This window comes from Flavobacteriales bacterium (assembly GCA_029248105.1).
Lineage (GTDB): Bacteria > Bacteroidota > Bacteroidia > Flavobacteriales > UBA7312 > UBA8444.
The window spans coordinates 1-24,661 of sequence record JAQWJZ010000015.1 but is presented as its reverse complement, the minus strand read 5'-3'; the positions used below and the strand labels follow the sequence as shown (position 1 = coordinate 24,661).

Annotated in this window: 18 protein-coding genes, 2 tRNA genes and 1 pseudogene; 7 read left to right on the top strand and 14 right to left on the bottom strand. The window is 38.7% G+C overall.

From position 1 onward, the window contains the following. Positions 1-35 precede the first annotated feature (35 nt). The 3 genes from P8I29_02815 to gltX form a co-directional block, all read right to left on the bottom strand. Positions 36-106, bottom strand: a tRNA-Cys gene (locus P8I29_02815). 26 nt (positions 107-132) lie between these two features. Next, the gene (gene folB, locus P8I29_02810) at positions 133-501 is read right to left on the bottom strand and encodes a dihydroneopterin aldolase (protein ID MDG1916727.1); all 369 of its coding nucleotides are present in this window, start codon (positions 499-501) and stop codon (positions 133-135) included. Between the two features lie 2 nt (positions 502-503). Further along, complete coding sequence (gltX, locus tag P8I29_02805; protein ID MDG1916726.1) at positions 504-2,018, bottom strand: glutamate--tRNA ligase; 1,515 nt, start codon at positions 2,016-2,018, stop codon at positions 504-506. Positions 2,019-2,105: 87 nt separating this feature from the next. On the opposite strand from gltX, the gene P8I29_02800 reads away from it, so the two are divergent. The 4 genes from P8I29_02800 to P8I29_02785 all read left to right on the top strand — a co-directional run bounded on the left by P8I29_02800 (position 2,106) and on the right by P8I29_02785 (position 8,664). Continuing rightward, positions 2,106-5,399, top strand: coding sequence for a hypothetical protein (locus P8I29_02800; GenBank protein MDG1916725.1), 3,294 nt, complete (start codon positions 2,106-2,108; stop codon positions 5,397-5,399). Then, entirely contained in the window at positions 5,389-5,808 is a 420-nt protein-coding gene (ybeY, locus tag P8I29_02795; protein ID MDG1916724.1) for an rRNA maturation RNase YbeY, read from the top strand. The genes P8I29_02800 and ybeY overlap by 11 nt, the downstream gene beginning before the upstream one ends. A 24-nt stretch (positions 5,809-5,832) precedes the next feature. Then, the gene (gene mnmG, locus P8I29_02790; protein MDG1916723.1) at positions 5,833-7,695 is read left to right on the top strand and encodes a tRNA uridine-5-carboxymethylaminomethyl(34) synthesis enzyme MnmG; all 1,863 of its coding nucleotides are present in this window, start codon (positions 5,833-5,835) and stop codon (positions 7,693-7,695) included. A gap of 81 nt (positions 7,696-7,776) precedes the next feature. Further along, positions 7,777-8,664 carry a class I SAM-dependent methyltransferase gene (locus P8I29_02785; protein MDG1916722.1) on the top strand — a complete coding sequence of 296 codons (888 nt, stop codon included), beginning with the start codon at positions 7,777-7,779 and terminating at the stop codon, positions 8,662-8,664. Positions 8,665-8,816: 152 nt separating this feature from the next. On the opposite strand, the gene P8I29_02780 is transcribed toward P8I29_02785, so the two are convergent. Then, positions 8,817-8,890, bottom strand: a tRNA-Arg gene (locus P8I29_02780). Positions 8,891-8,972: 82 nt separating this feature from the next. On the opposite strand from P8I29_02780, the gene P8I29_02775 reads away from it, so the two are divergent. The 3 genes from P8I29_02775 to P8I29_02765 are packed head-to-tail and all read left to right on the top strand — an operon-like array spanning position 8,973 to position 14,058. Next, positions 8,973-11,264: a two-component regulator propeller domain-containing protein gene (locus tag P8I29_02775; GenBank protein MDG1916721.1), complete on the top strand. Its 2,292-nt coding sequence runs from the start codon at positions 8,973-8,975 to the stop codon at positions 11,262-11,264. Then, positions 11,264-11,947 carry a DNA repair protein RecO gene (gene recO / locus P8I29_02770; protein MDG1916720.1) on the top strand — a complete coding sequence of 228 codons (684 nt, stop codon included), beginning with the start codon at positions 11,264-11,266 and terminating at the stop codon, positions 11,945-11,947. The genes P8I29_02775 and recO overlap by 1 nt, the downstream gene beginning before the upstream one ends. After that, positions 11,944-14,058, top strand: coding sequence for a TonB-dependent receptor (locus P8I29_02765; GenBank protein MDG1916719.1), 2,115 nt, complete (start codon positions 11,944-11,946; stop codon positions 14,056-14,058). The genes recO and P8I29_02765 overlap by 4 nt, the downstream gene beginning before the upstream one ends. Here P8I29_02765 and P8I29_02760 read toward each other — a convergent pair. From P8I29_02760 to P8I29_02715, 10 genes and pseudogenes are all read right to left on the bottom strand, one after another. Beyond that, a complete protein-coding gene (locus P8I29_02760; protein ID MDG1916718.1) occupies positions 14,036-14,998 on the bottom strand; it encodes a DUF4837 family protein in 963 nt (320 codons plus the stop codon). The genes P8I29_02765 and P8I29_02760 overlap by 23 nt on opposite strands. Next, the gene (locus tag P8I29_02755) at positions 14,999-16,456 is read right to left on the bottom strand and encodes a LysM peptidoglycan-binding domain-containing protein (protein ID MDG1916717.1); all 1,458 of its coding nucleotides are present in this window, start codon (positions 16,454-16,456) and stop codon (positions 14,999-15,001) included. It lies immediately after the preceding gene. Positions 16,457-16,514: 58 nt separating this feature from the next. Continuing rightward, complete coding sequence (gene gatA, locus P8I29_02750; GenBank protein MDG1916716.1) at positions 16,515-17,939, bottom strand: Asp-tRNA(Asn)/Glu-tRNA(Gln) amidotransferase subunit GatA; 1,425 nt, start codon at positions 17,937-17,939, stop codon at positions 16,515-16,517. A gap of 12 nt (positions 17,940-17,951) precedes the next feature. Then, on the bottom strand, positions 17,952-18,137 hold the full coding sequence (gene tatA / locus P8I29_02745; GenBank protein MDG1916715.1) for a twin-arginine translocase TatA/TatE family subunit: 186 nt from the start codon (positions 18,135-18,137) through the stop codon (positions 17,952-17,954). Positions 18,138-18,182: 45 nt separating this feature from the next. Then, on the bottom strand, positions 18,183-19,433 hold the full coding sequence (locus P8I29_02740; protein MDG1916714.1) for a peptidoglycan DD-metalloendopeptidase family protein: 1,251 nt from the start codon (positions 19,431-19,433) through the stop codon (positions 18,183-18,185). Continuing rightward, positions 19,420-20,163 (bottom strand): DUF4292 domain-containing protein, encoded by a 744-nt coding sequence (locus P8I29_02735; GenBank protein MDG1916713.1) that lies wholly within the window; start codon positions 20,161-20,163, stop codon positions 19,420-19,422. The genes P8I29_02740 and P8I29_02735 overlap by 14 nt, the downstream gene beginning before the upstream one ends. After that, positions 20,156-21,889 (bottom strand): tetratricopeptide repeat protein, encoded by a 1,734-nt coding sequence (locus P8I29_02730; protein ID MDG1916712.1) that lies wholly within the window; start codon positions 21,887-21,889, stop codon positions 20,156-20,158. Before P8I29_02730 ends, P8I29_02735 begins: the two co-directional genes overlap by 8 nt. 5 nt (positions 21,890-21,894) lie before the next feature. Further along, positions 21,895-22,329 (bottom strand): dUTP diphosphatase, encoded by a 435-nt coding sequence (gene dut, locus P8I29_02725; protein ID MDG1916711.1) that lies wholly within the window; start codon positions 22,327-22,329, stop codon positions 21,895-21,897. Positions 22,330-22,332: 3 nt separating this feature from the next. Continuing rightward, positions 22,333-23,811 (bottom strand): oligosaccharide flippase family protein, encoded by a 1,479-nt coding sequence (locus P8I29_02720; GenBank protein ID MDG1916710.1) that lies wholly within the window; start codon positions 23,809-23,811, stop codon positions 22,333-22,335. A gap of 3 nt (positions 23,812-23,814) precedes the next feature. Beyond that, positions 23,815-24,591 (bottom strand): annotated as a pseudogene (locus P8I29_02715) (enoyl-CoA hydratase-related protein). Positions 24,592-24,661: the final 70 nt, after the last annotated feature.

Below are 24,661 nucleotides of genomic sequence, written 5' to 3'. Positions count from 1 at the left end.
TAACAAAACCGCAATAAATTGCGGTTTTGTCGTTGAGGTTTCGAGCGGATTCGAACCGCTGTAGATGGTGTTGCAGACCACTGCCTAGCCACTCGGCCACGAAACCAAAGGACGGCAAATCTAATAATTTTTTTAAAAATCTATGCCTTTTATTCGCTTCTCTTTTACGACCACTTCTCTCACGTCTCCGTTAATTGGCGGATTTTTTTTCGCCACACTAACTTCAACAGACTTGATATTTGAATGGTTTTTAATGATTTCGTTAATAATACGTACCACTACATTTTCAAGCAATTTGCTTGGTTCAGCCATTTCTTGTTTTACAATACCATTAATAGAAACATAGTCGACCGTATGAGACAAAATATCACTATTCGCAGATTGGTTAATGTCTGCTTCTACATGAACGTTCACCTCATAGTCTGAGCCAATTTTGGTTTCTTCTGGCAAACAACCATGGTAGGCATAAACCTTAATCCCTAAAACTGAAATCATTCCCATAGTTAAGACAAAGTATCTATTGCAGTTTTGATTCTGGTTACAACCTCGTCTTTTCCCAATAAAGCGGAAATAGAAAACATGGAAGGCCCCATACCTAAACCCGTAACCGAAAGGCGAAAGGTCGGTAAAACCATACCCAAGCCCCATTCATTCTTTTCAAGGTGAGATTTAAATTGCACCTCTATCTCTTCAGCACTAAAATCGGACATCGAAGAAAATAAATCTACAATTGAGTTTAAAATTTCCGGTGTATTATCTTTCCATTTTTTACGCCTTGTTTTTTCATCATAATCAGATGGCGGCGCGAAAAAAAACTGACTAGAAGTCCAAATGTCATCAATAAATGTTGCACGTTCTTTCATCAAATCACAAACCTTGGCAAGATAGTTTTGATCTATTGCTTGAGCGTCAGCAACAGACTCTGCCAAAATTGCGGCTAGAGTTTCCCCATTTTTTTCTCTCAAATATTGTTGATTGAACCATTTTGTTTTATCAAAATCAAATTTAGCACCCGCTTTCCCCACTCTATCTAAAGAAAAAGCCTCTACTAAATTGTCCATGCTGAAAATCTCTTGTGCTGTTCCAGGGTTCCAACCCAAGAAAGCCAGCATATTTGTAAATGCCTCAGGGAAATAGCCCTCTTCACGATAACCAGAGGACGTTTCTGAAGTTTCAGGGTTTGTCCACTCAGTAGGGAAGACAGGAAAACCGAGTCTGTCACCATCTCGCTTGCTTAACTTGCCATTACCATCGGGTTTCAATATGAGTGGCAAATGTGCAAACTGAGGGCAATCCCAATCAAAAAACTGATAAAGTAAAACATGCAAGGGAGCCGATGGAAGCCACTCTTCACCCCTAATAACATGAGATATTTGCATCAAATGATCATCAACAACATTTGCCAAATGGTAAGTAGGCATACCGTCTGATTTGAAAATAACCTTATCATCAAGGTTAGTCGTGTTGACCACAACCCAGCCACGTATAATATCTTGTATTCTTACCTCTTCGTTACGAGGCATTTTGATTCGAATAACATAGTTGTCGCCACGATCAAGTCGTTCCTTAACTTCATCATCAGAAAGGGTAAGGGAGTTTTGCATGGTTTCTCTGACCACAGCATTATATTGAGGAGATGGAACGCCCGCATTTTTCATACGCTCACGCATTTGATCCAACTCTTCGGGAGTGTCAAAAGCATAATAAGCATGTCCTTTTTCTAAGAGAATATCGGCATATTGCCTATACATCGACTTTCTTTCCGATTGGCGATAAGGCCCTAAATTACCTCCCTTGCCTAGACCTTCGTCAATCTCTATTTTACACCATGACAAAGCATCTAAAATATATTGCTCTGCTCCAGGCACAAACCGAGTTTGATCGGTGTCTTCAAGGCGAAGCAAAAAATCTCCACCATGCTTTTTAGCAAACAAATAGTTGTATAGTGCTGTACGAACACCACCCATGTGCAAGGGCCCTGTTGGACTAGGAGCAAAACGAACTCGAACTTTATTCATTGTATAAGTTTATTTGGTCAGCAAAGATACATTTTATTGAATATTGAGAGACTTTCTTTATGGAAGTAAAAATCATAACTTTGCAGTATGAGTGAGAGAAGTGTGCTAATTGAAAAATTAGAAGAATTTATCAGTAAATACTACAAAAATTTACTGCTTAAAGGGGGGATATATTTTGTTTCTGTATTTCTGTTGTTCTTCATTCTATTTTCTACTATCGAATACTTTGGCCAGTTCAACACCTCTGTAAGGGCTGGGTTGTTTTGGAGCTTTTCTTTAATAAACGCTCTCGTTTTCTGGAAATGGGTCGCTATTCCCCTAAAAGGACTGTATAGATTAGGAAAGTCGCTCAGCCACTATGATGCTGCCAAAATAATTGGAGAGCACTTTAGCAACGTGGAAGATAAGCTGATAAACCTACTGCAACTGCAAGAACTTTCTTCTAAAGATAATGCTCTTATTGAGGCTAGTATAGAACAGAAGATAAAATGGCTTAAGCCTATACCGTTTTCTACTGCTATAAACCTCAAGGCTAACACCGTTTACTTAAAACATGCCATAGTTCCTATTGGTATTTTATGCCTCTTATTTTTAAGCGGAAACAAAGAGGTCGTAGTCGATAGCTCAGCTAGAATACTTTCTTTCAATACAGAATTTATGCCTGAAGCACCGTTTGACTTCATAATTGACAACACATATCTAGAGGCTGTTAAAGGCAACGATTTTTTACTTGAAATGCATTTCTCTGGTGAAGAGTTGCCGAAAAATAGCGCTATAGTGATTGACAAAAATCGGTATGAGATGCGCCAAACTAAAACAGGACACTTTTCATTTCTTTTCAAAAACACACAAAAAACACAGTCGTTTCGTTTTGAAGCCAACGGCTTCAAGTCCGCTCTTAACACGCTAAGAGTTATACCAAAACCTAGTGTCAACAAATTTTCGGTAAGCTTAAAATATCCCAGCTATACCAAGCGAAAAAACGAAACGAAAGAAAACGTTGGCAATCTACAAGTGCCCCAAGGCACTCGAGTAAAGTGGTCTATTATCGCTCAAGAATCTGAAAATGTTTACTTGCGTTTTGACAAAAACATAGCATGTAAACAGATCGGAGAAAATGAGTTTGAGCACGAAAAAAGTATCTTAAAAAACACCAAATACACTCTGGTAGCGCAAAATAACTACCTACTTGGCGATAGCATCGTTTATGAAATTAATGCAATTCCCGATGCTTATCCAGCAATAGATGTACAAGAAACGATAGACAGCGTCAATACAATGCAACGTTTTTTTGAAGGCTACATAGAAGACGATTACGGAATTAAAGAGCTGCTATTTAAATACCGTTTTCTTACGGATACCTCATCGTGGGTAAGCCAGAGCGTTAATTTAAACGCTACATCAAATAGACAAGGCTTTACCCATTCTGTTGACTTTAAAGATTTAGGATTGGACTTTGGTGTCGGTGTTGAATATTTTTTTGAAGTATGGGATAACGACGGAATCAATGGTAGCAAATCCAGCAAGTCTAGCCTATTCAACTATCAAGCAGCTAGCATAGATGAATTAGAGGCTATTGCTGAAGAAGAAAATAATCAACTTAAAAACGATTTGCAGGAATCCAAAAAATTGGCTGACGAAATACAAAAAGACCTAGAAAAATTACAAAAACAACTGCTTAAAGACAAAGAATTAAGCTGGGAAGACAAACAAAAAACAAAAGAGCTATTAGAAAAACAAGAATCGCTAAAAAATAAGGTAAATGAGATTCAGAGACAACAGAAACAAAACCAACTCTCTGAAAATCTATATCAAAAACCTAATGAAGAATTGCTTAAAAAACAAGAAGAAATTCAACGCCTTTTTGATAGTATAATGAATGAGGAAATGCAAGAAATGATGCAAGAACTCAACAAGATGATGAACAGCATTGACAAAGAAGAACTTCAGAAGATGTTAGAGGATATGCAGCAGAGCGATGAAGATATAGAAAAAGAGCTAGACAGAACTTTGGAATTATTCAAACAAATGGAGCTGCAACAAAAACTAGAGAAAAATATTGACGAACTTCAAAAGCTAGCAGAAAAACAAAGGCAACTGGCTGAAGAAAGTAATATAGGGAAAAAGGACAAAGAAAGCCTAAATAAGAAGCAAGAAGAACTCAATAAGGAATTCGAAGATATTCAAAAAGAATTGGAAAAAGCAAAAGAGCTCAATAAAGACCTGGAAAACAAACAAGATATTCCTGACACCAAGACTAAAGAAGAGCAGATAAAAGAAGATATGCAGAAAAGCGCCGAACAACTGCAGAAAAACATGAAAAAACAGGCGTCAAAAAATCAAAAGAAAGCCGCTAATAAAATGGAGGAGATGAGTCAGTCTTTACAAACCGCCCTTCAACAAGCACAAGCCGAAGGTCTAGCTGAAGACATGCAAACATTAAGGCAGATATTAGAAAATTTAATCACCCTTTCCTTAGATCAAGAAAATATCCTTATTTCAATCGGCTCAATAAATCTCAATAGCCCTGTATATTTAGACTACCTGCAACTACAAAACAAACTGCAGTCAGATGCTCAAATTATTGAAGATAGTCTATTTGCTCTTAGCAAGAGACAGCCACAGATACAATCCATAGTTAATAGTGAGATTAATGCTATCAATAATAGTATGCAGAATGCACTGCTAGAAATGGCTGAAAGGCGTTCATCAAAAGCTAGCGAACGTCAGCAATTTGCTATGACAGCAGCCAATAATCTAGCTCTTATCTTATCTGAAGTCTTAGAGCAAATGCAAAAAGATATGGCAAATATGGATTCCAAACCCGGGGATAAAATGTGTAATAAGCCTAATAAATCTGGGGGGCAAGGCATGAAAGAGATGAAAAAAATGCAACAGCAGATCCAAGAACAGATGAAGAGCATGATGAAAGGCAAAAAGGGCAAGAATGGTAAATCAAGCAAGGGTTTGGCTCAGCTTGCCGCTCAGCAAGAAATGATTCGTCAAAGAATGGGAGAAATAAGAGAAGAGTTGAGTGGTGATAAAAACGCCAAAGACAATATTGACCAAATGATGAAAAAAATGGAGGAAAACGAAGTGGACATCATCAACGACCAGATAACAAGAGAAACACTCCTAAGACAGGAAAGCATTATGAGTCGCTTACTAGAAGCCGAAAAAGCACAAAGAGAACGTGACCAAGACAAAAAACGACAATCAACCGAGTGGATGGACAAGCTTTCAAAAAGATTGATTAACCCCTTTGAAGATTATCAAAAAGAAAAGGAAAAACAAGAAGAGCTTTTGCGTACTATTCCACCATCGTTTACCCCTTTTTACAAAAACAAAGTCAAAGACTATTTCAAAGAAAATGGAAACTAACATCTACTATCATAGCGAATGTGATTTTCAGTTGCAAAACGAAGACTCAATATCTGAATGGTTAAAGCACGCTATAAGATTAGAGAAAAAAGCTCTTGGCGAGATAAATTATATTTTCTGTGACGATGAATATCTACTTAAAAAAAACCAAGATTTTTTAAACCACGATACGCTTACAGATATCATTACATTCGATTACTCAGAAGAAAATAAATTATCTGCCGATATTTTTATTAGCATAGAAAGAGTAAAAGAAAATGCCCTTATCTTTGCCGTTCCGTTTGAGAAAGAACTCAAACGCGTTATAATTCACGGAATTCTTCATTTGATCGGTTACAAAGACAAATCAGAAGAAGAGACCAAAACAATGAGAAGTAAAGAGAATTTTTATCTCGCGATAACAATTTAAACCACTGATTAACAGAGTTTTACAATGTTTTTAAACACTTATGACGTCATAGTAGTTGGAGGAGGCCACTCCGGATGTGAGGCAGCAGCAGCAGCAGCAAACCTAGGATCTTCCGTATTGCTCGTTACGATGAATATGCAAACCATTGCTCAAATGTCGTGCAATCCAGCAATGGGAGGTGTTGCAAAAGGACAAATCGTAAGAGAGATTGATGCTTTAGGAGGTTATTCTGGAATAATAACAGACAAAACAATGATTCAGTTTAGAATGCTAAACCGTTCTAAAGGGCCAGCTATGTGGAGTCCAAGAGCTCAAAGCGATAGAATGCGTTTTGCTGAAGAGTGGCGTTTGAAATTAGAATCTATCAACAATGTAGATTTTTGGCAAGATATGGTTACAGACCTTATCGTCGAAAAGGATACAGTGGTTGGCGTAAAAACAAGCATGGGAATAGAAATTAAGGCTCGATCCGTTATTCTAACAAACGGAACATTTCTTAATGGGACAATACACATTGGCGAAAAACAATTTGGAGGAGGTAGGACTGGAGAAAGAGCAGCTACCGGCCTAACGGCTTGTTTGAACGCTTTAGGCTTTGAAAGCGGCCGCATGAAAACAGGAACTCCGCCAAGGGTAGATGGACGATCTTTGGATTATAGTAAAATGGAAGAGCAGGCGGGTGATGAGAACCCTTCAAAATTTTCATTTATGGATACGCCCGCTCTACAAAATCAGAGAAGCTGCCACATTACCTATACCAATGAGAAAGTGCACGACATCTTGCGCACAGGGTTTGAAAAATCGCCCATGTTTAATGGCAGGATTCAAGGATTAGGACCAAGGTATTGCCCATCAATAGAAGACAAAATAGAGCGTTTTTCTGAAAGAAATAGACACCAAATATTTGTTGAGCCCGAAGGGTGGGATACGGTCGAAGTCTATGTCAATGGATTTTCAACCTCGTTACCAGAAAACGTGCAACACCAAGCAATTCGACAAATTGTAGGTTTTGAAAATGCTAAGATATTTAGACCAGGTTACGCTATAGAATACGATTATTTTCCACCAACGCAACTGAAAAGAAGCTTAGAGACTAAGCTCGTAAATGGGCTATACTTTGCGGGGCAAATCAATGGCACAACAGGTTATGAAGAAGCCGCTTGTCAGGGATTAATGGCTGGAATTAATGCTCACAGAAGAGCAAAAGACGAGGAGGCAATTATTCTAAGCCGCTCAGAGGCCTACATAGGGGTTCTTATAGACGATTTAGTGACTAAAGGCACTGATGAACCCTACCGCATGTTTACCTCAAGAGCAGAGTATAGAATCCTCTTAAGACAAGATAACGCTGATATTAGGCTTACTCAAAAAGGCCGAAACATTGGTCTTGTCGATGATGAAAGAATGGTTAAGCTGGACGAGAAATTAAAAAATACACAAAACGCTTTAAATTACTTTGAAAAGGAAAGTATTAGCCCAGAAGAAATAAATCCAATTTTGGAGAACAATAATAGTTCTACTATTAAACAAAAAAATAAGATTGGTAAAATTTTAAGCAGACCTCAAATTAAGTTTGAAGACTTATTAAAAGTTGACACTATTAAAGAAAAGACCAAAAATATTAGTCAAGAAGGGTTAGAGCAAGCCGAGATACAAATAAAATATAATGGCTATATTGAAAGGGAAAAAGAAACGGTCATGAAACTCAACAAGCTGGAGGGAATCCGAATACCCAAGGCTTTTGATTACAGTAAGCTTAATGCTATATCATCAGAATCAAGAGAAAAACTGAATCATATAAAACCAGACACAATAGGTCAAGCATCACGAATAAGTGGCGTTTCACCTTCTGACATAAACATACTTTTAGTATTTATGGGACGATGATTTAAAGCCCATCACCCATACCTTAAAACCAATTGAAACCAGCGTGGAACACATATGTTCCACGTGAAACATTTTATTACAATGAAAAAACTTACAGCCTGTCCTGTCTGTGATAACAGCAGTACAAAACCACACCTAGAATGTATAGACTACATGAAAAGTCGAGAAGTATTTACCCTAGAAAAATGTAATCATTGTCAATTTATATTTACTAACCCTAGACCAGAAGAGAATCGACTAGGAGAGTACTATAAATTTGAAGATTATATATCAAACAGCGATACAAAAGAAGGCCTAATAAGCAAGTGTTATCACATTGTTAGAAGTTGGAACATTAAACAAAAAGTGAAGTTATTAGGAAAAGAAAAAGGAACCGTATTAGAAATAGGTAGTGGCACAGGCAAACCGATAGCCAAGTGCAAAGAAGTGGGTTGGAAAACCATAGGCATTGAGCCTAGTTTAGAGGCTCGAGAAATCGCTAAAGAAACTAACCACATTGAACTGATAGAAAATATAAATACAGTGAAGGAAAAGAAAAACTCGATAGATAGGGTCATGCTTTGGCATGTATTAGAACACATACCAAACATAGAAGAGGTGTTTGTTAAAATAAATCTACTCTTAAAAGATGATGGGAAATTGATAATTGCAGTTCCCAATTCAAAGTCATATGACGCTGAAAAATACCAAGAAAATTTGGCTGGTTACGACGTGCCAAAGCACTTGTCACATTTTCAAAGAACAACATTTAAGCGTATTGCCGACAAACACAGTTTTGAGATTGCAAAAATTAAGCCCATGTGGTTTGACGCATTTTACACCTCTTTGTTGAGCGAAAAAATCATAACCGGAAAATACAATTATATAAAGGGGCTTTCCACAGGGCTAAGGTCAAACATTAAAGCAGTTGTAGGAAAGGGTGAATTTTCAAGCCTCATATTCATATTAGAGAAGAAAAGGGCGAAATAAAGCGATTTGCGGAACTAATGCCGCTCTGTAGGAGAGTATGTATCGTATTTAAAGATGTTTTATTAAAACGAAAAAGAGCGATGTTTTTTAACCTGCTGAAAATCAAGCAATTACACGTATAAGACGTGAAAGTATGATTAAAAAGCTAAAAGTGACTCCGGAGGGATTCGAACCCCCAACCCTCAGAGCCGAAATCTGATATTCTATCCAGTTGAACTACGGAGCCTAAATATTCGCAAATATAAATGAGATTTTTTTCTAACAATATAATAAGTAAACAATAGTTATAAGTTTAGTAATTTGCACTCGTGAAAAGAATAATAACTTGTCTTATATGTTTTGTTGCACTGAATAGTTTTGCTCAAGAAGTACAAATTGGTCAATGGCGTGATTATCTGCCTTACAACAACGCTATTGCCTTAACAAAAGTTAACGATCGCATATATGTAGCAACAGAAAATAATTTGTTTTATCTGGACGCTGAAGACGAACTACTAAACAGACTTAGCACCGTGAATGGGCTGAGCGATGTAGGGGTGTCGGCTATGGCAAAAGATCCTCAAAAAAACACCCTTGTTGTAGCCTACAATAGCACAAAAATTGACATCATTGAAGGCAACAGCATCTATAGTATATTGGATGTAGAAAGAGAAAATGTGGTTGGAGGAAAATCCATCAACAACATAAGTTTTAAAGATGGCACGGCTTATCTAGCTTGTTCGTTTGGGATAATTGAACTGAACACCGAAAAAAAAGAAATTGCCAATACATTTTATCTAAACACAAACAGCAACCTTGGTGTTAACGACCTATCCTTTAGTGGAGATAGTATTTATGCTGCAACAGATCTTGGGCTATTTTCGGCCAATTTAAACGACAACTTATTGGATTATCAATCGTGGCAAATTCAGGTCGAAAACTATGCTATAGAACGAATAGAACAGGCATACAACAACCTTTATTTTATTGCGGATTCTAAGCAAAAAATATACAGCTATTCACCGCAAGGGTTGGATAGTGTCGTCGAAGTCGATAATTTGAAATTCATAAAATCGAATGAAGGAAGGTTATTTGTAGGTGCCCAGAGCAGACTTTTGGAGCTTCAGGAGAATAATACGCTAACAACAATAAAAGAAAGCTCTTATCTGTATAGAATCTCTGACGTAATAAAAGATAATGATGTCTACTGGGCTAGTGATGGTATTAGAAGTTTGGTCAAGATTAGAGATAACTTATCGTTAAAAGATTATCAGCCATCTGGACCACTGACAAATCGGTCTTTTTCAACCGCTATAGGAAACCGTAAAATGTTTTTGTCGCCAGGCGGTGTGTCCGCTCAATGGGACAATAACAACACTTATCAAGGCTTTCACTGGTCAGACGGCTACACATGGCACAATGTCCCTTTTAGAGAATTGGATAACGCTAGAGATATTACCACCATAATAGAAAGCCCTAATAAAAACCTATTCGTAGGAACGTGGAACAATGGAGTTTTGGAGTTAAGTTACAACAATGAAACAGAAAACTATTCTCTACTCAAAGCACATAATTACTTCACCACTAACGGAGCGCTTGATGCTATTTCAAGGGACACAAGTGATGGTAATTATGGTTGGAATAGAATTAAAGGAATGCTGTTTGATGAAAACGGCTTATTATGGGTGACTAACTCCCTAGTAAAAAACGGCTTAGCTTATATGAATACAGATGGAGAATGGTCGTCTATGAAGATAAATAGCTACAATACTGAAAGCGGACATTTGGGCGACTTAGTGATTGACAATCAAGGCAAAAAATGGATTTTTATTGCTAATGGAGGTGGTATTATTGTCTATGACGACAATGGAACTCCAGAAAACACCAGTGATGACAGCGACAGACGCTTAAATACGAGTGCGGGAAGCGGCGGATTACCTTCTAACGCTATCTATTCACTTGCTAAAGATAAAGACGGTGAAGTGTGGGTAGGCACAGACAAAGGAATAGCTGTTTTTTACAATACAGAAGACGCCTTCAGCATAGACGGTGATGCTCAATTAGTGCTTGTAGAAGCCGACGGTTATGTAGAGCCTATTATCTCCAACGAGACTGTTACAACGATAGCTATTGACGGTGCTAACAGAAAGTGGTTTGGGACCAAAAACTCAGGTGTTTTTGTTTATTCGCCTGATGGCAGTATACAGGAGGAACACTTCACACAAGAGAACAGCCCTATACTGTCCAATACCATTAACCATATCTCAATCAATGAAGAGAATGGAGAAGTGTTTATTTCAACAGACAAGGGCCTAATATCATACAAAGGTAAAGCAACAGCAGGACAAAGTACACACGGCAATGTATTGGTCTATCCAAATCCAGTAAAAGAAAATTATGACGGTCCCATTGCCATTAAAAATGTGGTAGAAAACGCCAATGTTAAAATTACTGACATCAGAGGAAATCTTGTTAAAACACTAACAGCCTACGGTGGTCAAGCCGTATGGGATGGTAAAAATAAATTCGGGGAGAGATCAAATACTGGTGTATATCTTGTGTTTAGCACAGACCCTACAGGACTAGAAACAAATGTGGCAAAAATACTCTTCATTAAGTAATGTATTTTCAAACTAAAGGAATTGTATTAAGCAGCGTGAAGTATAGTGAGAGTAGTATCATTTGCAAAATGTATACCGCCAAATTTGGCTTACAATCCTACCTTATTAATGGTGTAAGAAAAAAGAAAGGGGGCAGCGCATATTATCAATCATTGAACATATTAGAACTTACCGTTTACCATAAAAACAACAGTCAGTTGCAACGTGTAAAAGAGGTTAAAGTTCCTAACTCCTACAACAGTATCCCGTTTCATGTGCTTAAAAGTAGTATCGCTATGTTTTTAGCTGAGGTCTTGAGCAAATGTTTAAAAGAAGAAGAAGAGAACACTGAACTATTTAGCTTTATAGAGTCGACACTTTTGGAGTTTGACAAGGCTGATTTCGATAGTCAGTTTCATCTGCGATTTCTAGTCGCATTGAGTGGTTATTTAGGGTTTTATCCTAATTTAGACAATCATCATTTGCCCTATTTTGACTTGATGAATGGTTGTTTTTGCGAAAAACAAGGGGGGCATAAACACTATTTGAAGAATAGCGCCGACTTTATATCCGCTTTAAAATTAGAAAAGACAAACAATAAAAATAAAATACTTGAGTATATATTAGAATATTATAAACTGCACGTAGATGGGTTTAGCCACATTAAATCCAAAGACGTGCTAGAAAGTGTACTAAACGCATGACCAAACATTACTTTAAACTCCTAATTCTGCTCTTGCCTATAGGGCTATTAGCACAAGACAATAGTCAAGACACTATCATGATAGGTCTAAGCATCCCAGAAATTGTTTTTGCGGAAGATAAGGACGAAACAGAGCGTCTTTTAAGCCCTAGTAAAATTGAAAAGATTGATGCTGTAAAGATTTTCGAAACCGCTCCCTCAACTAGTGCCGATGCACTGCAAAAAACAGGAGCAGTAATGATACAAATGAGTCAGTCTGGTGGCGGTAGCCCTATCATTAGGGGTTTCGAAGCCAACAGAGTTTTGCTAGTCGTTGACGGTGTGCGTTTGAACAACGCTATTTACCGCTCTGGTCACCTACAAAACAGTATTAGTGTAAGCCCTTTAATGTTGGATAATATTGATATCATTTTTGGTCCTTCCTCTGTAAAATATGGCAGTGACGCCTTAGGAGGGGTGGTTCATTATCACACCAAATCGCCTAAAAAAGGGCAGCTCTGGAAAGCTAATCTATTACAACGATATACCAGTGCCAACAATGGGGTAAATCTCTACTTTGATCAAAGTTGGAGCAAAGGAAAATGGGGCTTTTTACAAGCTATTAACCTCAACCGCTTTGGTAATTTAAAAATGGGCGCTCAACGCAATCACGGCTATGAGAATTGGGGAAATGAAGAACATATTACTAATGGTAAAGAACAGTTAAGAACGGCTTACGACCAAGTAGATTTTATACAAAGAATAAGGTTTGATGCTAGCCAACACCTCAGTTATAAGTTAAATCTACAGCTGTCAAGTACTACAAATTTAAATCGTTTTGACCAGCTCAATGATTTGTCGGGTGGAACGCCCAAATACACAGAATGGTATTATGGACCACAAAAAAGGCTATTACTTTCACTAGGCACAGAACATCAAAAAAAGACTGTTTTTTACGATAGTTTTAATAATACCTTATCCTATCAACAATTGGAAGAAAGTAGAAATAGCCAAAAGTTAAATGCCGATTTAATAGAGCGTATTGAAAATGTTTCGGTCTTTGCTAACACTGCTGACTTTATTAAAAAATGGGATTATAACACCCTAAATTATGGAATAGACTTACAGCATAATATTGTTCGTTCAAGTGCAACAGAGAATTACAACACACGCTATGCTGACGGTGGTAGTGACATGACTAGCCTATCGGTTTATAGTCAATACAAATACCCCTTTTCTAAAAGTTCCTATTTCAGTGTAGGGGCAAGGTATTCTAAAGTACAGCTTAACGGAAAGTTTAATGAAACCCAAAGCTTAGGATTGCCTTTTAATGCTGTACAACTCGATAACGATGCTATAACCGCAAGTGCAGGATTAAAGTGGGATATGGGCAAGGGCTGGGAAAGTACTATTGCAGCATCGACAGGGTTTAGGAGCCCTAATGTTGACGATGTGACAAAGGTGTTTGAAAAATCAGGCAAACTTACCGTTCCAAATGAAGATTTGAGCCCTGAATTTTCTAAAAATATAGAGCTAACTATTAATAAAAGTTTAGGTAAAAGCTATCTGTCGGCAACCTATTATTATACCCTGTTAGAAGATGCTATTGTAAAACAAGCGTTTTCCTTAAACGGTCAAGATAGTCTGTGGTATGATGGCGAATATCTACCTGTATATGCCAACACAAATTCACAAGATGCATTTTTGTTTGGTTACAATGCCAAGGCCTACATACACCTCAATAAGCACTGGTCGAGCACACACACCATTTCATACACTTATGGTAAAGATGAAGGTGCAGATGCGCTACTAGATCACATCCCCCCGCTATATGGAAAGAGTCAAATAGATTGGGTAAAAAACAATTATAGGTTAGGGTTATTTGCCTTTTATAACGCTTGGAAAAAGGCTGAAGACTACAGCCCTAACGGTAGTGATAATTTAGATGAAGCTACTGCCGATGGAACACCAGCCTGGTGGACCTTGAACCTCAGTTGTTCCATAAATTTAAGCGACAAATTAGTGGCACAGCTTAATGTGGAAAACATCTTGGATGTACATTACAAAACCTTTTCAAGTGGTATCAGCGCACCGGGAAGAAATGTTATTCTTAGTATAAAGACTGAATTTTAAAGTCTGATATAAGCCACTCTAACTCTTGTAAGCTATTGCGCTTATCCTCTCCAGGATTGAACAGAAACCCTTCAACGGCAAGACCTCTATCGTTGAGGGTATCTTGAAGGTAGTGAGCCACAAAAGCACCTCCCATAAATGCATTTTGCATTTTCCAAAGACCTTTAACGCTTAAGCCCTTGAGGCTGTCTTGTGAGTAGGTGCTGATATAGGGCGGATAAAGGCGTTCGGTTGTCATATAGCTACCCTCAACAGAACCCACAACAAACTGTTTAAGGACGCTATCACGAGCTGCTAAAACAGTTGTTGAGTTAAACGATGATGAAAGTGGAAATTCATAGATAAAAACACCCTTGATAATTTCTTTGTCTTTAGGATTGTATTCAAACCAATTGAAACGATTGGTATCTAAAACCAACTCATATTCACTTGGTAAACTAAAACTTAGGTTAAACCGTTCGCTCGGTGTCTTTCTAAGTCGTTTATTCACTTGCTTAGAAGTGTAGCGTAGGCGCTCTTTTTCATCTATACTGTACGCCATTATAGGAGCATACTGACCTAAAAGCTTGGGCAAGTCGTCAAGGGAGTTATACTCTACAACGCAAAGCCATTGATTTTGAGCGTAAGGCTTGGCATTAAAATAAACTTTGGAGGTGTTACCCTTTTGAATAATAATAAGATTGCGGTGAGTCCTGAAAATACGGCTAAAAGCAGCGGGGCGTATGTGTACGACATCGAATAAAGGTTCTGCCCATGAAATTCCAGGAACTTCTGTTATTAGCGATGCCCTTAAGCTATCGCCAGAAGCCCCTTCCCACAAATGATCATCAATAACAATTACAACCTCATTGATAGCTCCTGTATATGACGGTAACACTGACGACTCATCACCTATACATGCTGTAAAAAGGATAATAATGCTATAAAGAAGGTAACGCATCTATCCGGTTTTGGGGATTTTTAAAGTCAGTCCGGGTTTTAAATCCCGATAGGTAATATTGTTAAGGCGTTCTAATTGTGAAACAGAAACGCCTGTATATTTACGAGCTATATCCCACAAAGTATCACCAGACTGTACGGTATAAATAGTCTGACCATTAGAATTGACTACGGGCTTTGTTTGACTCGTCTTTGGTGCAGAATCAGGGTTGACATAAATAACTAGCTTTTGTCCGATTTTAAGGCTTGAAGAGGAGAGGTTGTTCCAATTTTTAATCCGACCTACTGTTGTGTGGTATTGATTGGCAATTTTACCAAGATATTCGCCTTTTCTAACACGGTGCACAATAGGCGCATCCATAGCGACATATTTCTCTTGTAAAGATTCGCTGTATGCATAAATACTATCCGAGTTATTGATAAAGGTAGATACCGCTTTATGAGGCAATCGTATAGAGGCTGTCGTGTTTGTACTTACGGGTACAACATTGCGTTTATAAATAGGGTTTAGCTCCTTTAAAACATCAATATCAACACCTAACGTTTTCGATAAAACCTCAAAAGTCATGGACTGAGTTAGGCTAACAGTGTCTGTTTCAGCCATAGTATACTGGTATGGCGTAGGGTAAATGTTGTGTTCCGAAGCGTAGTTCATAATGTAATTTACCGCAATGAATTTAGGCACATAATTTTGAGTTTCTCTTCTAAGATAAGGACGCACAGACCAATAGTCTTTTGCTCCTGATTTACGCATAGCACGAGAGACATATCCTGGCCCACCATTATAAGCAGCTAATACGAGTTCCCAGTCGTTAAACATCTTATACAAAAAGGTAAAATATTCACAAGCAGCGATAGTGGACTGTAAAGGGTCGCTACGCTCGTCGATGTAAGAGGTCACTTTCAAATCATAAATTTTGCCTGTGGTATACATAAATTGCCACAGCCCCGTAGCTGCTGAACGTGAGCGAGCATGTGGTTTTAAAGCAGACTCCACAATAGCAAGGTATTTAAATTCTAATGGCAAATCGTATTCATCAAGCTTGGATTCAAAAAGAGGGAAATAATAGTTTGCTTTGCCCAACATTCTTGAAACATGATTTCGGTAGGTGTTGGCATAGATTTTTATTTGCGTTTCAACCGCTCGATTGTACACCAAATTAAATGGTGTTTGCTCGTCAAGTTTAGATAGGCGGTACTGAATGAGTGTGTCGGTAAAGGCTGGTATGCTATCCGCAGCATAGGCCCAATTATTTAACTTGGCTGTATCCGCTTCTATTTGTTGGGAAGCTAGTTGCTCAAGCATCCATAATGAATCCATTTTAGCTAATCTTGGATCATCTTCTTGGACAACAAACCCTAGAGTATCTGTTGAAAAGGGGGCTGAAAATCCCACATTATTAGCAAATGAGAAGATGGTGATGCATAAGATAAATAAGGTAGAGAGTGTTTTATTCATGAGTACAAAAATGAGGCATTTGGTGGTAGCAAATTAGAATTTGCCCTTAAATTATTAACTATTGCATGTTCATTATCTGATTAGAGATAGCAAGTAACTCATCGTCTTTAAATGCAGGTGCCATAAGCTGAATACCAAAAGGCAATCCATTGCTATGAGTACCGGTAGGCAATGAAACAGCTGGTATGCCCACAATATTAGCGTGAACAGTAAAAATATCTTCTAGATATAATTGTGTGGGGTCGTCATATGTTTTTCCAATCTCGAGTGCGGTATGCGGTGATGTTGGCGAAAGAATAAAGTCACAACTTTCAAAAATAGCTAATGTTTTATCCAGTAATAGGCGGCGTACTTTTTGAGCTTTAGTGTAATAGGCATCGTAATAACCAGCACTCAATACAAAAGTACCTAACATAATACGGCGTTGTACCTCTTCACCAAAACCCTCTGTTCTGGAGTTAGCATAGGTGCTAGGAATGTCCTCTGCGTCGCTGCTTCTGTGACCAAAGTGCACCCCATCAAAACGAGCTAAATTGGATGACGCTTCTGCTGTTGTCAAAACATAATACGTCGGTACTACATAGTTGAGGTATGGAAAACTTAATTCCACAACTTTATGCCCCGAGTCTTTCAGTTGTTCTATTTGTTCAAGTAGGTGTGCTTTTACCTCAGGGTCTAAAGATGGACTTTCTAGGGTATCCTTTATAAATCCAATAGTGTGTGAGGTGTTGCTGTCAATTAGTTGGCTATAATGGGGAACAGGCTTTTCTGAACAGGTACTGTCGTGTTCATCACTACCAGAAATGACCTCCATAATTAAAGCGGCATCGGAAGCATTATGAGTAAAGGGTCCGATTTGATCGAATGAAGAAGCGTAAGCAATGAGCCCCCATCTCGATACCCGTCCGTAAGTAGGCTTGTAGCCCATAACTCCACAAAAGGAAGCTGGTTGGCGTATAGAACCCCCCGTATCACTTCCAAGAGAGGCCAAACAAAGGTCTGCCGCTACTGCTGCTGCTGAACCGCCTGAAGAACCCCCAGGAACATGATTCGTATTGATAGGGTTTAAGACAGGCTCAAAGGCTGAGTTTTCGTTGGTACTACCCATCGCAAACTCATCACAATTTAAGCGCCCAATGATAATAGCATCTTCAGCAAGTAGGCGCTCAACTACCGTTGCGCTAAACATACTTTCAAAATTGTTCAGTATTTTAGAGGCGGCAGACACCTGGTGACCTTGGTAGCAGATGTTATCTTTTATACCTATTACCATACCTGCCAAACGACCTGCAGTCCCCACTTTGAGTTTATCGTCAATGCTTTGAGCCGAAGATAAAGCTTCATCTTCAAACACTTCTAAAAAAGCGTTGAGCTTGTGCTGTTCTTGAATACGTGTAAGATAGGATTGTGTCAGTGAAAGACAACTAATTTCGCCAGCTTGTAAAGCCTGCTGAATTGCCTTGAGAGAGCGGTAGGTATTCATAAGGAGTAAGGATTATTTATCCTCTTTGTTGTCTTTATTGTCGTCGTTTAATTCCTTGGTAGCGTCTTTAAATTCCTTCATGCCTTTACCTAATCCTTTCATCAGTTCAGGTAATTTTTTACCACCAAAAAGGATAAGTACAATAACGACAATCAGTACGATTTGAGGCCAACCAATTACTAAAAGAATAGAATTCATAATCAATCTTATTTTAGAGTAGCAACAAAAGTACAGATTTTTTTACTAGTAGGCTTGAAAAAGCCAAGATGATGGGTCCATTTTTTCGCTACCCTTCCATATCTGCAGTTCTGTAATACTTTCTTTGGAGGCTGTTTTAGTAAGTACCGTACCTATCTTTTCCTTTAGAAAAACCTCTTGCCCACGCTTAACAGATACTTCTAAGAGATTAGAATAAACACTAAAATAATCCCCATGACTAACGATTACAGCTTTTCCAGCACCGGGAATATCAATAATACGAGAAACCGTACCGTCAAAAACAGCACGTACCAAAGCCCCTTCTTCGGTAGTTATTTTAACCCCGTTGTTAAACGTTTCAATACCTTTCAAAACAGGGTGGGCTTGTACACCAAAGCGCTCTATAATAACGCCACGTTCTACTGGCCAAGGCAGTTTACCCTTGTTGGAAGTGAAATTATCAGCCAACTGTTGTTCTTCTGGAGTCATCGCCAACACATCACTTTCTTTACTCGCTTTAGCTTTCGCCAAACGTATTTCTTCTTCTATGATTTTACGTATCTGTTTATCCAGAGATTTCGCTAGTTGTTGTTTAGATTGTAAATCCTTTATGAGCTGTTTTTCTTTCTTTCTTAATTGAGACAACAGACTCTTTTGGGTAGATTGTTCGCCATCTAAAATACTCACCTCTATTTGTGAAGACTCTAACGATTGGCTTTTTTCATTTTTGGCAACCGTTAGCAGTACTTTTTGACGTTTAAGAGCCAATAAGTCGTCTTCGAGTTTTTGCTCCACAGCTTTTATTTCCTTGACTTGTTTTTGTCTGAACTGACTGTATTCTTGCAAATACCTCAGTCGTTTAAAGGCCTGATTATAACTTTGGGAAGAGAACACAAAGGCTAATCGGTCGTAGGCATTCCGATTGAAATAAGCGTGACGTATCATTAGAGCATATTCTTTCTTGAGGGTATCTAACAATTCTTGCTGAACAACGATGGACAGTTCGGTACCCTTAATTTGTTGCTTTAAATGGTCGATTTGAATAACCGCCATCTTGACCTCTAAGTTAAGTGTCTGAATAATCTCTTGTCGTGATTGTATTTGTTTATTGAGGGTGTTTAGCGTGTTTACCGATTGGCTTTTTTCTTTCTTGGCTTTTTGCAATAGAGAGTTTGTCAGCTTAATTTCTTTTTGAATTTTAGCTTTTTTATTTTGCAAAACCTCTTTCTCTTTACTTTGTGAAAAAGAAGAGAAGGATAAAAGGACACATAAAAAGAAAAAACTACATCGGCGCATAAGACGAAGGTATGGAGAATTTTATTTTTTTTGGCCTATTGACAAGCATTTTAGAATACGAAAAATTGGTGTTGAGATTCTTATTGTTTGTAATAGCTTCTAATTCAATGTTTTGCGGTAACCACTGGCTATCTACCTCTACAAAATTGGGGTAGGCTAAGCGTACGTAAGCACTATCAGACTGTCTGCTTATAATTTCTTGAGGCAAATAATTTTCTGAGAGTTGAAAGACATAGCTATGGTTATCTTTTTCTGCAAGTAAGACGTAATTTCCTTCCGAAGAGTTAAGTTTAAATTGATGTTCTATGGTGAAGGAGTGGCCGCCTAATAGAGCGTTTTGTATCTCTTCGAAAGTCAAAGGGATATTGTACTGGCTACTGAGTGCCGATACTTGACCAAGGAAGTAGGAAGAGTTCAGTCGGTTTATGAGTTTCAAGCTGTCGGGGGTTAGCTGCACACGTAAGGCTTCTAGGCCTAAAATTGCGGACACAGAAATCCAAATAACGCTATCCTTACGCATGCGTAATTGGGCATTAATAGGGTATTCATTATCGTTGAATTGGGCCTTGCCTTTAAGCTGTGCCGTAAACCAATCGAGCTGAACCGCTTTTTCTTGCGATTTCTTCAACACCTCGTTAGCAGAATTGGAGCTGGTGTTAAGCAACGACTTGTTGCTCATACAAGCCGAAAGGCTAAAGAGTAAAAGTAAGCCTAATGCTGTTTTATTCATAGAGTTTCTTGTCTGCTATTTTTTGATCTATCCATTCGGAATCGGAGCCCAATTCTTGGGCTTTTTTCCACTGCTCTAAAGCCTCGTCTGTTCGGCTAAGCTGATACAGTATATCGCCATAATGCTCAACGATAGTGGCGCTTGACGAACCTCCGCTAGCAAGGGCTTTTTTTATCCATATCAAAGCCTCATTATAGTCTTTCAATTGATAAAACACCCAAGCGTAGGTGTCTTCGTAAGACGCTTGACCTGGTGATAATGCTACACAGCGCTTCATCATCTCTGAAGCTTTTTGGAGCTTCTTTTTTCTAAGTGATAAGTAGTAGCTGTAATTGTTCAGCACATAAACGTTATCGGGCATGATGTCTAAAGACTTGTCATAAGCGTCGTCAGACTCTTGTATTTCTTCTTGAGCGTGGTAAGCATCGCCAAGAGAGGCGTAAAATTGTGCCAATAAATTGGGGTTGTCAATAACCATTAATTTACCGGTGTTGAGTTGGTCGATAGCAGAACTATATTTTTTGTCTTGCATATAGGCTAAACCCGCAAAAAAGTAGCTAGTCGGTTGGCTAGGGAATAACTCTTGCATACTTTCGCTCAAGTTAATCACCTCGTCATATTCCTTAAGGTCGAATGATATAATCATCAGTTGCTGCCAGATAGGAAAGCGGCTAGGGTCAAGTTCTGCAGCACGTAAAAAGTTACTCTTAGCTAAGGTTAAGTTATCGTCCCTGTAATAGTAGTCACCAGCAATAGTAAAAGGCTTAGGGTTGTTGGGGTGTGTTTCTAATAGTATATCAATCAGGGTGTATGCCTTAGATAAAAGCACAGTGTCAGAATCTGTCCAGTCGTAATAGGTTAACAAAAGGCGCATCTTAGCATCGACCCCTAAGTCTAGAGAGCCGAAGGCCTTTTTAGTGTAGTCAAAGGATTTATCTAATTCCTTATTATTGCGGTACAAGTCGGAAAGCATAATAAAGGCACTAGCGTTGTCGGCTTTTAATTGGAGTGACTTTTCTAGGGTTTGAATGGCTTTGGTTTGTTTGCCTGAAAGTAAGTACAATTCGGAAAGTTCGTTCAGAGCGTCTAAGTTTTGTGGTTCTGCCTCTACCCATTTTTCTACTTCTCTGATTGCCCCTGCTTTATCGCCCATTTCGTTATATATCCGTTTTTTTTGCTGAAAGAGCATGTCGTATGGGCCGATGTATTTTTCGAGGTCGTCATATACTTTAATGGCGTTTCTCGGTTGGTTGTTTAACAGATATGCTGAGGCCAATTCAAAGTGCCAGTCTTCGTTTTTAGGTTCTATTTCTAGTAGCTTTTTAAAGCTAGAAATGGCTTTGGTATATTGTCTATTTTCTAAAAAGGTGGTGGCTAACAATTGCTGATACCATTTGTTGTCAGGCTCTATCTGACAGGCACTTTCTATAAAAAACTGTGCTTGATCGAGGTCGCCTGTGTTGAAATATATCATGGCAGACTCATACATGGGGGCAGCTTCTTTGCCGTTCATACGAATGCAATCGCTAAAGGCTTGTAAGGCTTTATCAGGGTCGCCTAAAATTTTATACCTCAAGCCCTGAAAAAAAGCGTTTTGATACTCTTTAGGATCAACCTTATTGAGGGCTTCTTTAATTTTAGGGTCTTTAATAGAATAAAAAGGGTGGTCTTGAGCTTGTGCTCCTAAACCCAAAAGTACTAGCGAGATAATAAGATATGCTCTCATAAAAATTAGTTTGTTCCAGTGCTGCCAAAGCCTCCTTGACCTCGGTTTGATTCTTCCAAAATATCGACCTCCTGCCATTGTGCCTGTTCGTGCGATGCCAATACCAATTGGGCAATGCGTTCTCCGTCTTCAATAACAAAAGGTTCGGAAGATAAGTTTACTAAAAGAACGCCAATTTCTCCTCTATAGTCTGCGTCTATTGTACCGGGGCTATTTAAAACCGTTATTCCTTTTTTGAAGGCCAGTCCACTTCTAGGGCGAACCTGCATTTCATAGCCGAGGGGTATTTCTACAAACAAGCCTGTTTTGACCAAAACACGCTCCAAAGGGGCAAGGGTGATAGCCTCCTCAATATGGGCTCTGATATCCATACCTGCTGAACCGATGGTTTCGTATTGGGGTAAAGGGTGTTTAGATTTATTGATGACTTTTACCTGCATAATTTAATCAAAAAGTTGTGGGTTTGAAATTACTCTTTTTTTAGGTTTTTCTAGCATATATGCAACGGCAATATATAGGATAAGATAAATGCTATTGATGGCCATGCCGAAAGAATAGTTAAGGCTTAAAAAATAAAAGCCGAGCATGAGACCAAAATACAGAGCTATACGGCTTAGCGGATAAGGTATGGGATAATATTTTTTTCCTAAAAAGTACGAACAAACAGCCATAAGGAAATAACAACATAGGGTTGCCCAAGCAGAACCCACAAAGCCGAAGTGGGGGATTAGGGCTAGGTTGAGAGCAATAGTTATGGTTGCCCCAAAGAGCGACATATAGGCGCCGTATTTGGTCTTTTCGGTCAACTTATACCATACCGACAGGTTATAATATAAGCCTAAAAACAGATTGGCCAATAACAAGATGGGTACTATAGTAGCCCCTCTTTCGTCGTGAAAGGAATCGCCGATAAACTGTTTAACCAAATCGTAATAAATCATTACCGATAAGAAGATAAAGGCGGTTACGATGCTAAAGTACTTCATCACTTGAGCGTACACCTGTTTAGCGTTGCGTTCTCTTTCTTGAGAAAAGAAAAAGGGCTCGGCAGCAAAGCGGAAAGTCTGTACAAACAAAGTCATGATGATAGACAGCTTATAGAAAGCTGAGTACAAGCCTATTTCTGACGCAGATATATCGGCAGGTAATAGGTATTGCAATAGGATACGGTCAATCGTTTCGTTGGTGATACCCGCTAAACCCGCTACCATTAGGGGTAGGGCATAAATCATCATTTTACGCCACAAGGCCCTATCAAAACACCATATAGATTTGTTCATTTCAGGGATGAGCATGAGTAGGGTGATGACACTAGCGACTAGGTTGGCTATAAAAATATACCCTATACCTATATCGAGCGAATAAATGCTGTCTATAAAATCGGCGGTTGGCAGATTGTTGGCAAGAGCAAAAGGGCAATAAATGATAAAAAATAGATTGAGGCCTATATTGATAAAGATGTTCAGTAAGCGAACAAGTGCAAATCGAGTGGCTTGGTTTTGTTCTCTTAGCTTAGCAAAGGATATGGACGACAAGGTGTCCAAACCAATAATGAAGGCAAAGTACTGAATGTATTCAGGATGATTCTCAAAAGACAAAGCGGTAGCTATACTTTGGGCATTGAAATAGATGAAGAAAACAAATAAAGAGGAACTTATCAAGAGTGAAATAAGGGCGGTGCTGTAAACCGCTCTTTTATTTGGTTCTCTTTGTGAAAAACGGAAAAAAGCCGTTTCCATACCATAGCTAAGAATGATGAGTAAAAAAGCGGCATAGGCATACAATAAGGTAACATCACCATATTCGGAGGTGGTAAAATAACGAGTATAAAGAGGCACCAACAGGTAGTTTAGCAATCGTCCGACGATACTGCTAAGTCCATAAATGGCGGTTTGTCCTAATAGTTTTTTAAGTGGGTTCACTCTTTATTTACCTGTAAATTGGGGTTTTCTCTTTTCCATAAAAGCCTGTGTTCCTTCCTTAAAGTCGTTTGTAGCGAAACATTCTCCAAAGGCTTCAATTTCTAGAGAATAACCCTAGTCATTACAACCGGCATTGACCGATTTTATTGCTTGAGCTATTGCCAAAGGTGAATTTTTACAGATGCGTGAGGCTATTTTTTCACAAAAAGCGAGGAGTTCTTCTTGCTCACACACATGATTGACCAAGCCACAAGACAGAGCCTCTTCGGCGGTTAGCATACCTGCGGTGGTTATCAATTCTAAAGCCTTTCCTTTGCCTACCAATTGGCGTAAACGCTGTGTGCCGCCATAGCCCGGTATAACGCCCAAAGAGACTTCAGGTAAGCCCATTTTAGCGTTGGTAGATGCTACACGCATATGACAAGCCATAGCCAATTCTAGACCACCGCCCAAGGCAAAACCATTAATCGCGGCTATGCTAGGGGTGGATAAGTGATCCAATAAGTCGAATAAGAGGTACTGACCATCACGAGCTAGGTTAGCTCCTTCTTGAGCATTGAAATCAGCAAACTCTTTGATGTCCGCACCCGCCACAAATGCTTTGGTGCCAGAGCCTGTTAAAAGGATACACCGAACCTCTGTATCTCTATCTGCTTTTAAGATAGCGTCATTGAGTTCTTCTATGGTAATTTTGTTTAGTGCGTTGAGTTGATTGGGGCGGTTAATAGTGATATATGCTACACCCGCTTTGTGTTCGGATAAAATATATTGATAGGCCATTTTTTATACTTTGTTTGCACAAAGATAGTTTTTTCTAATACAGATAAGAACCATAAAATTCTAGTGTTTG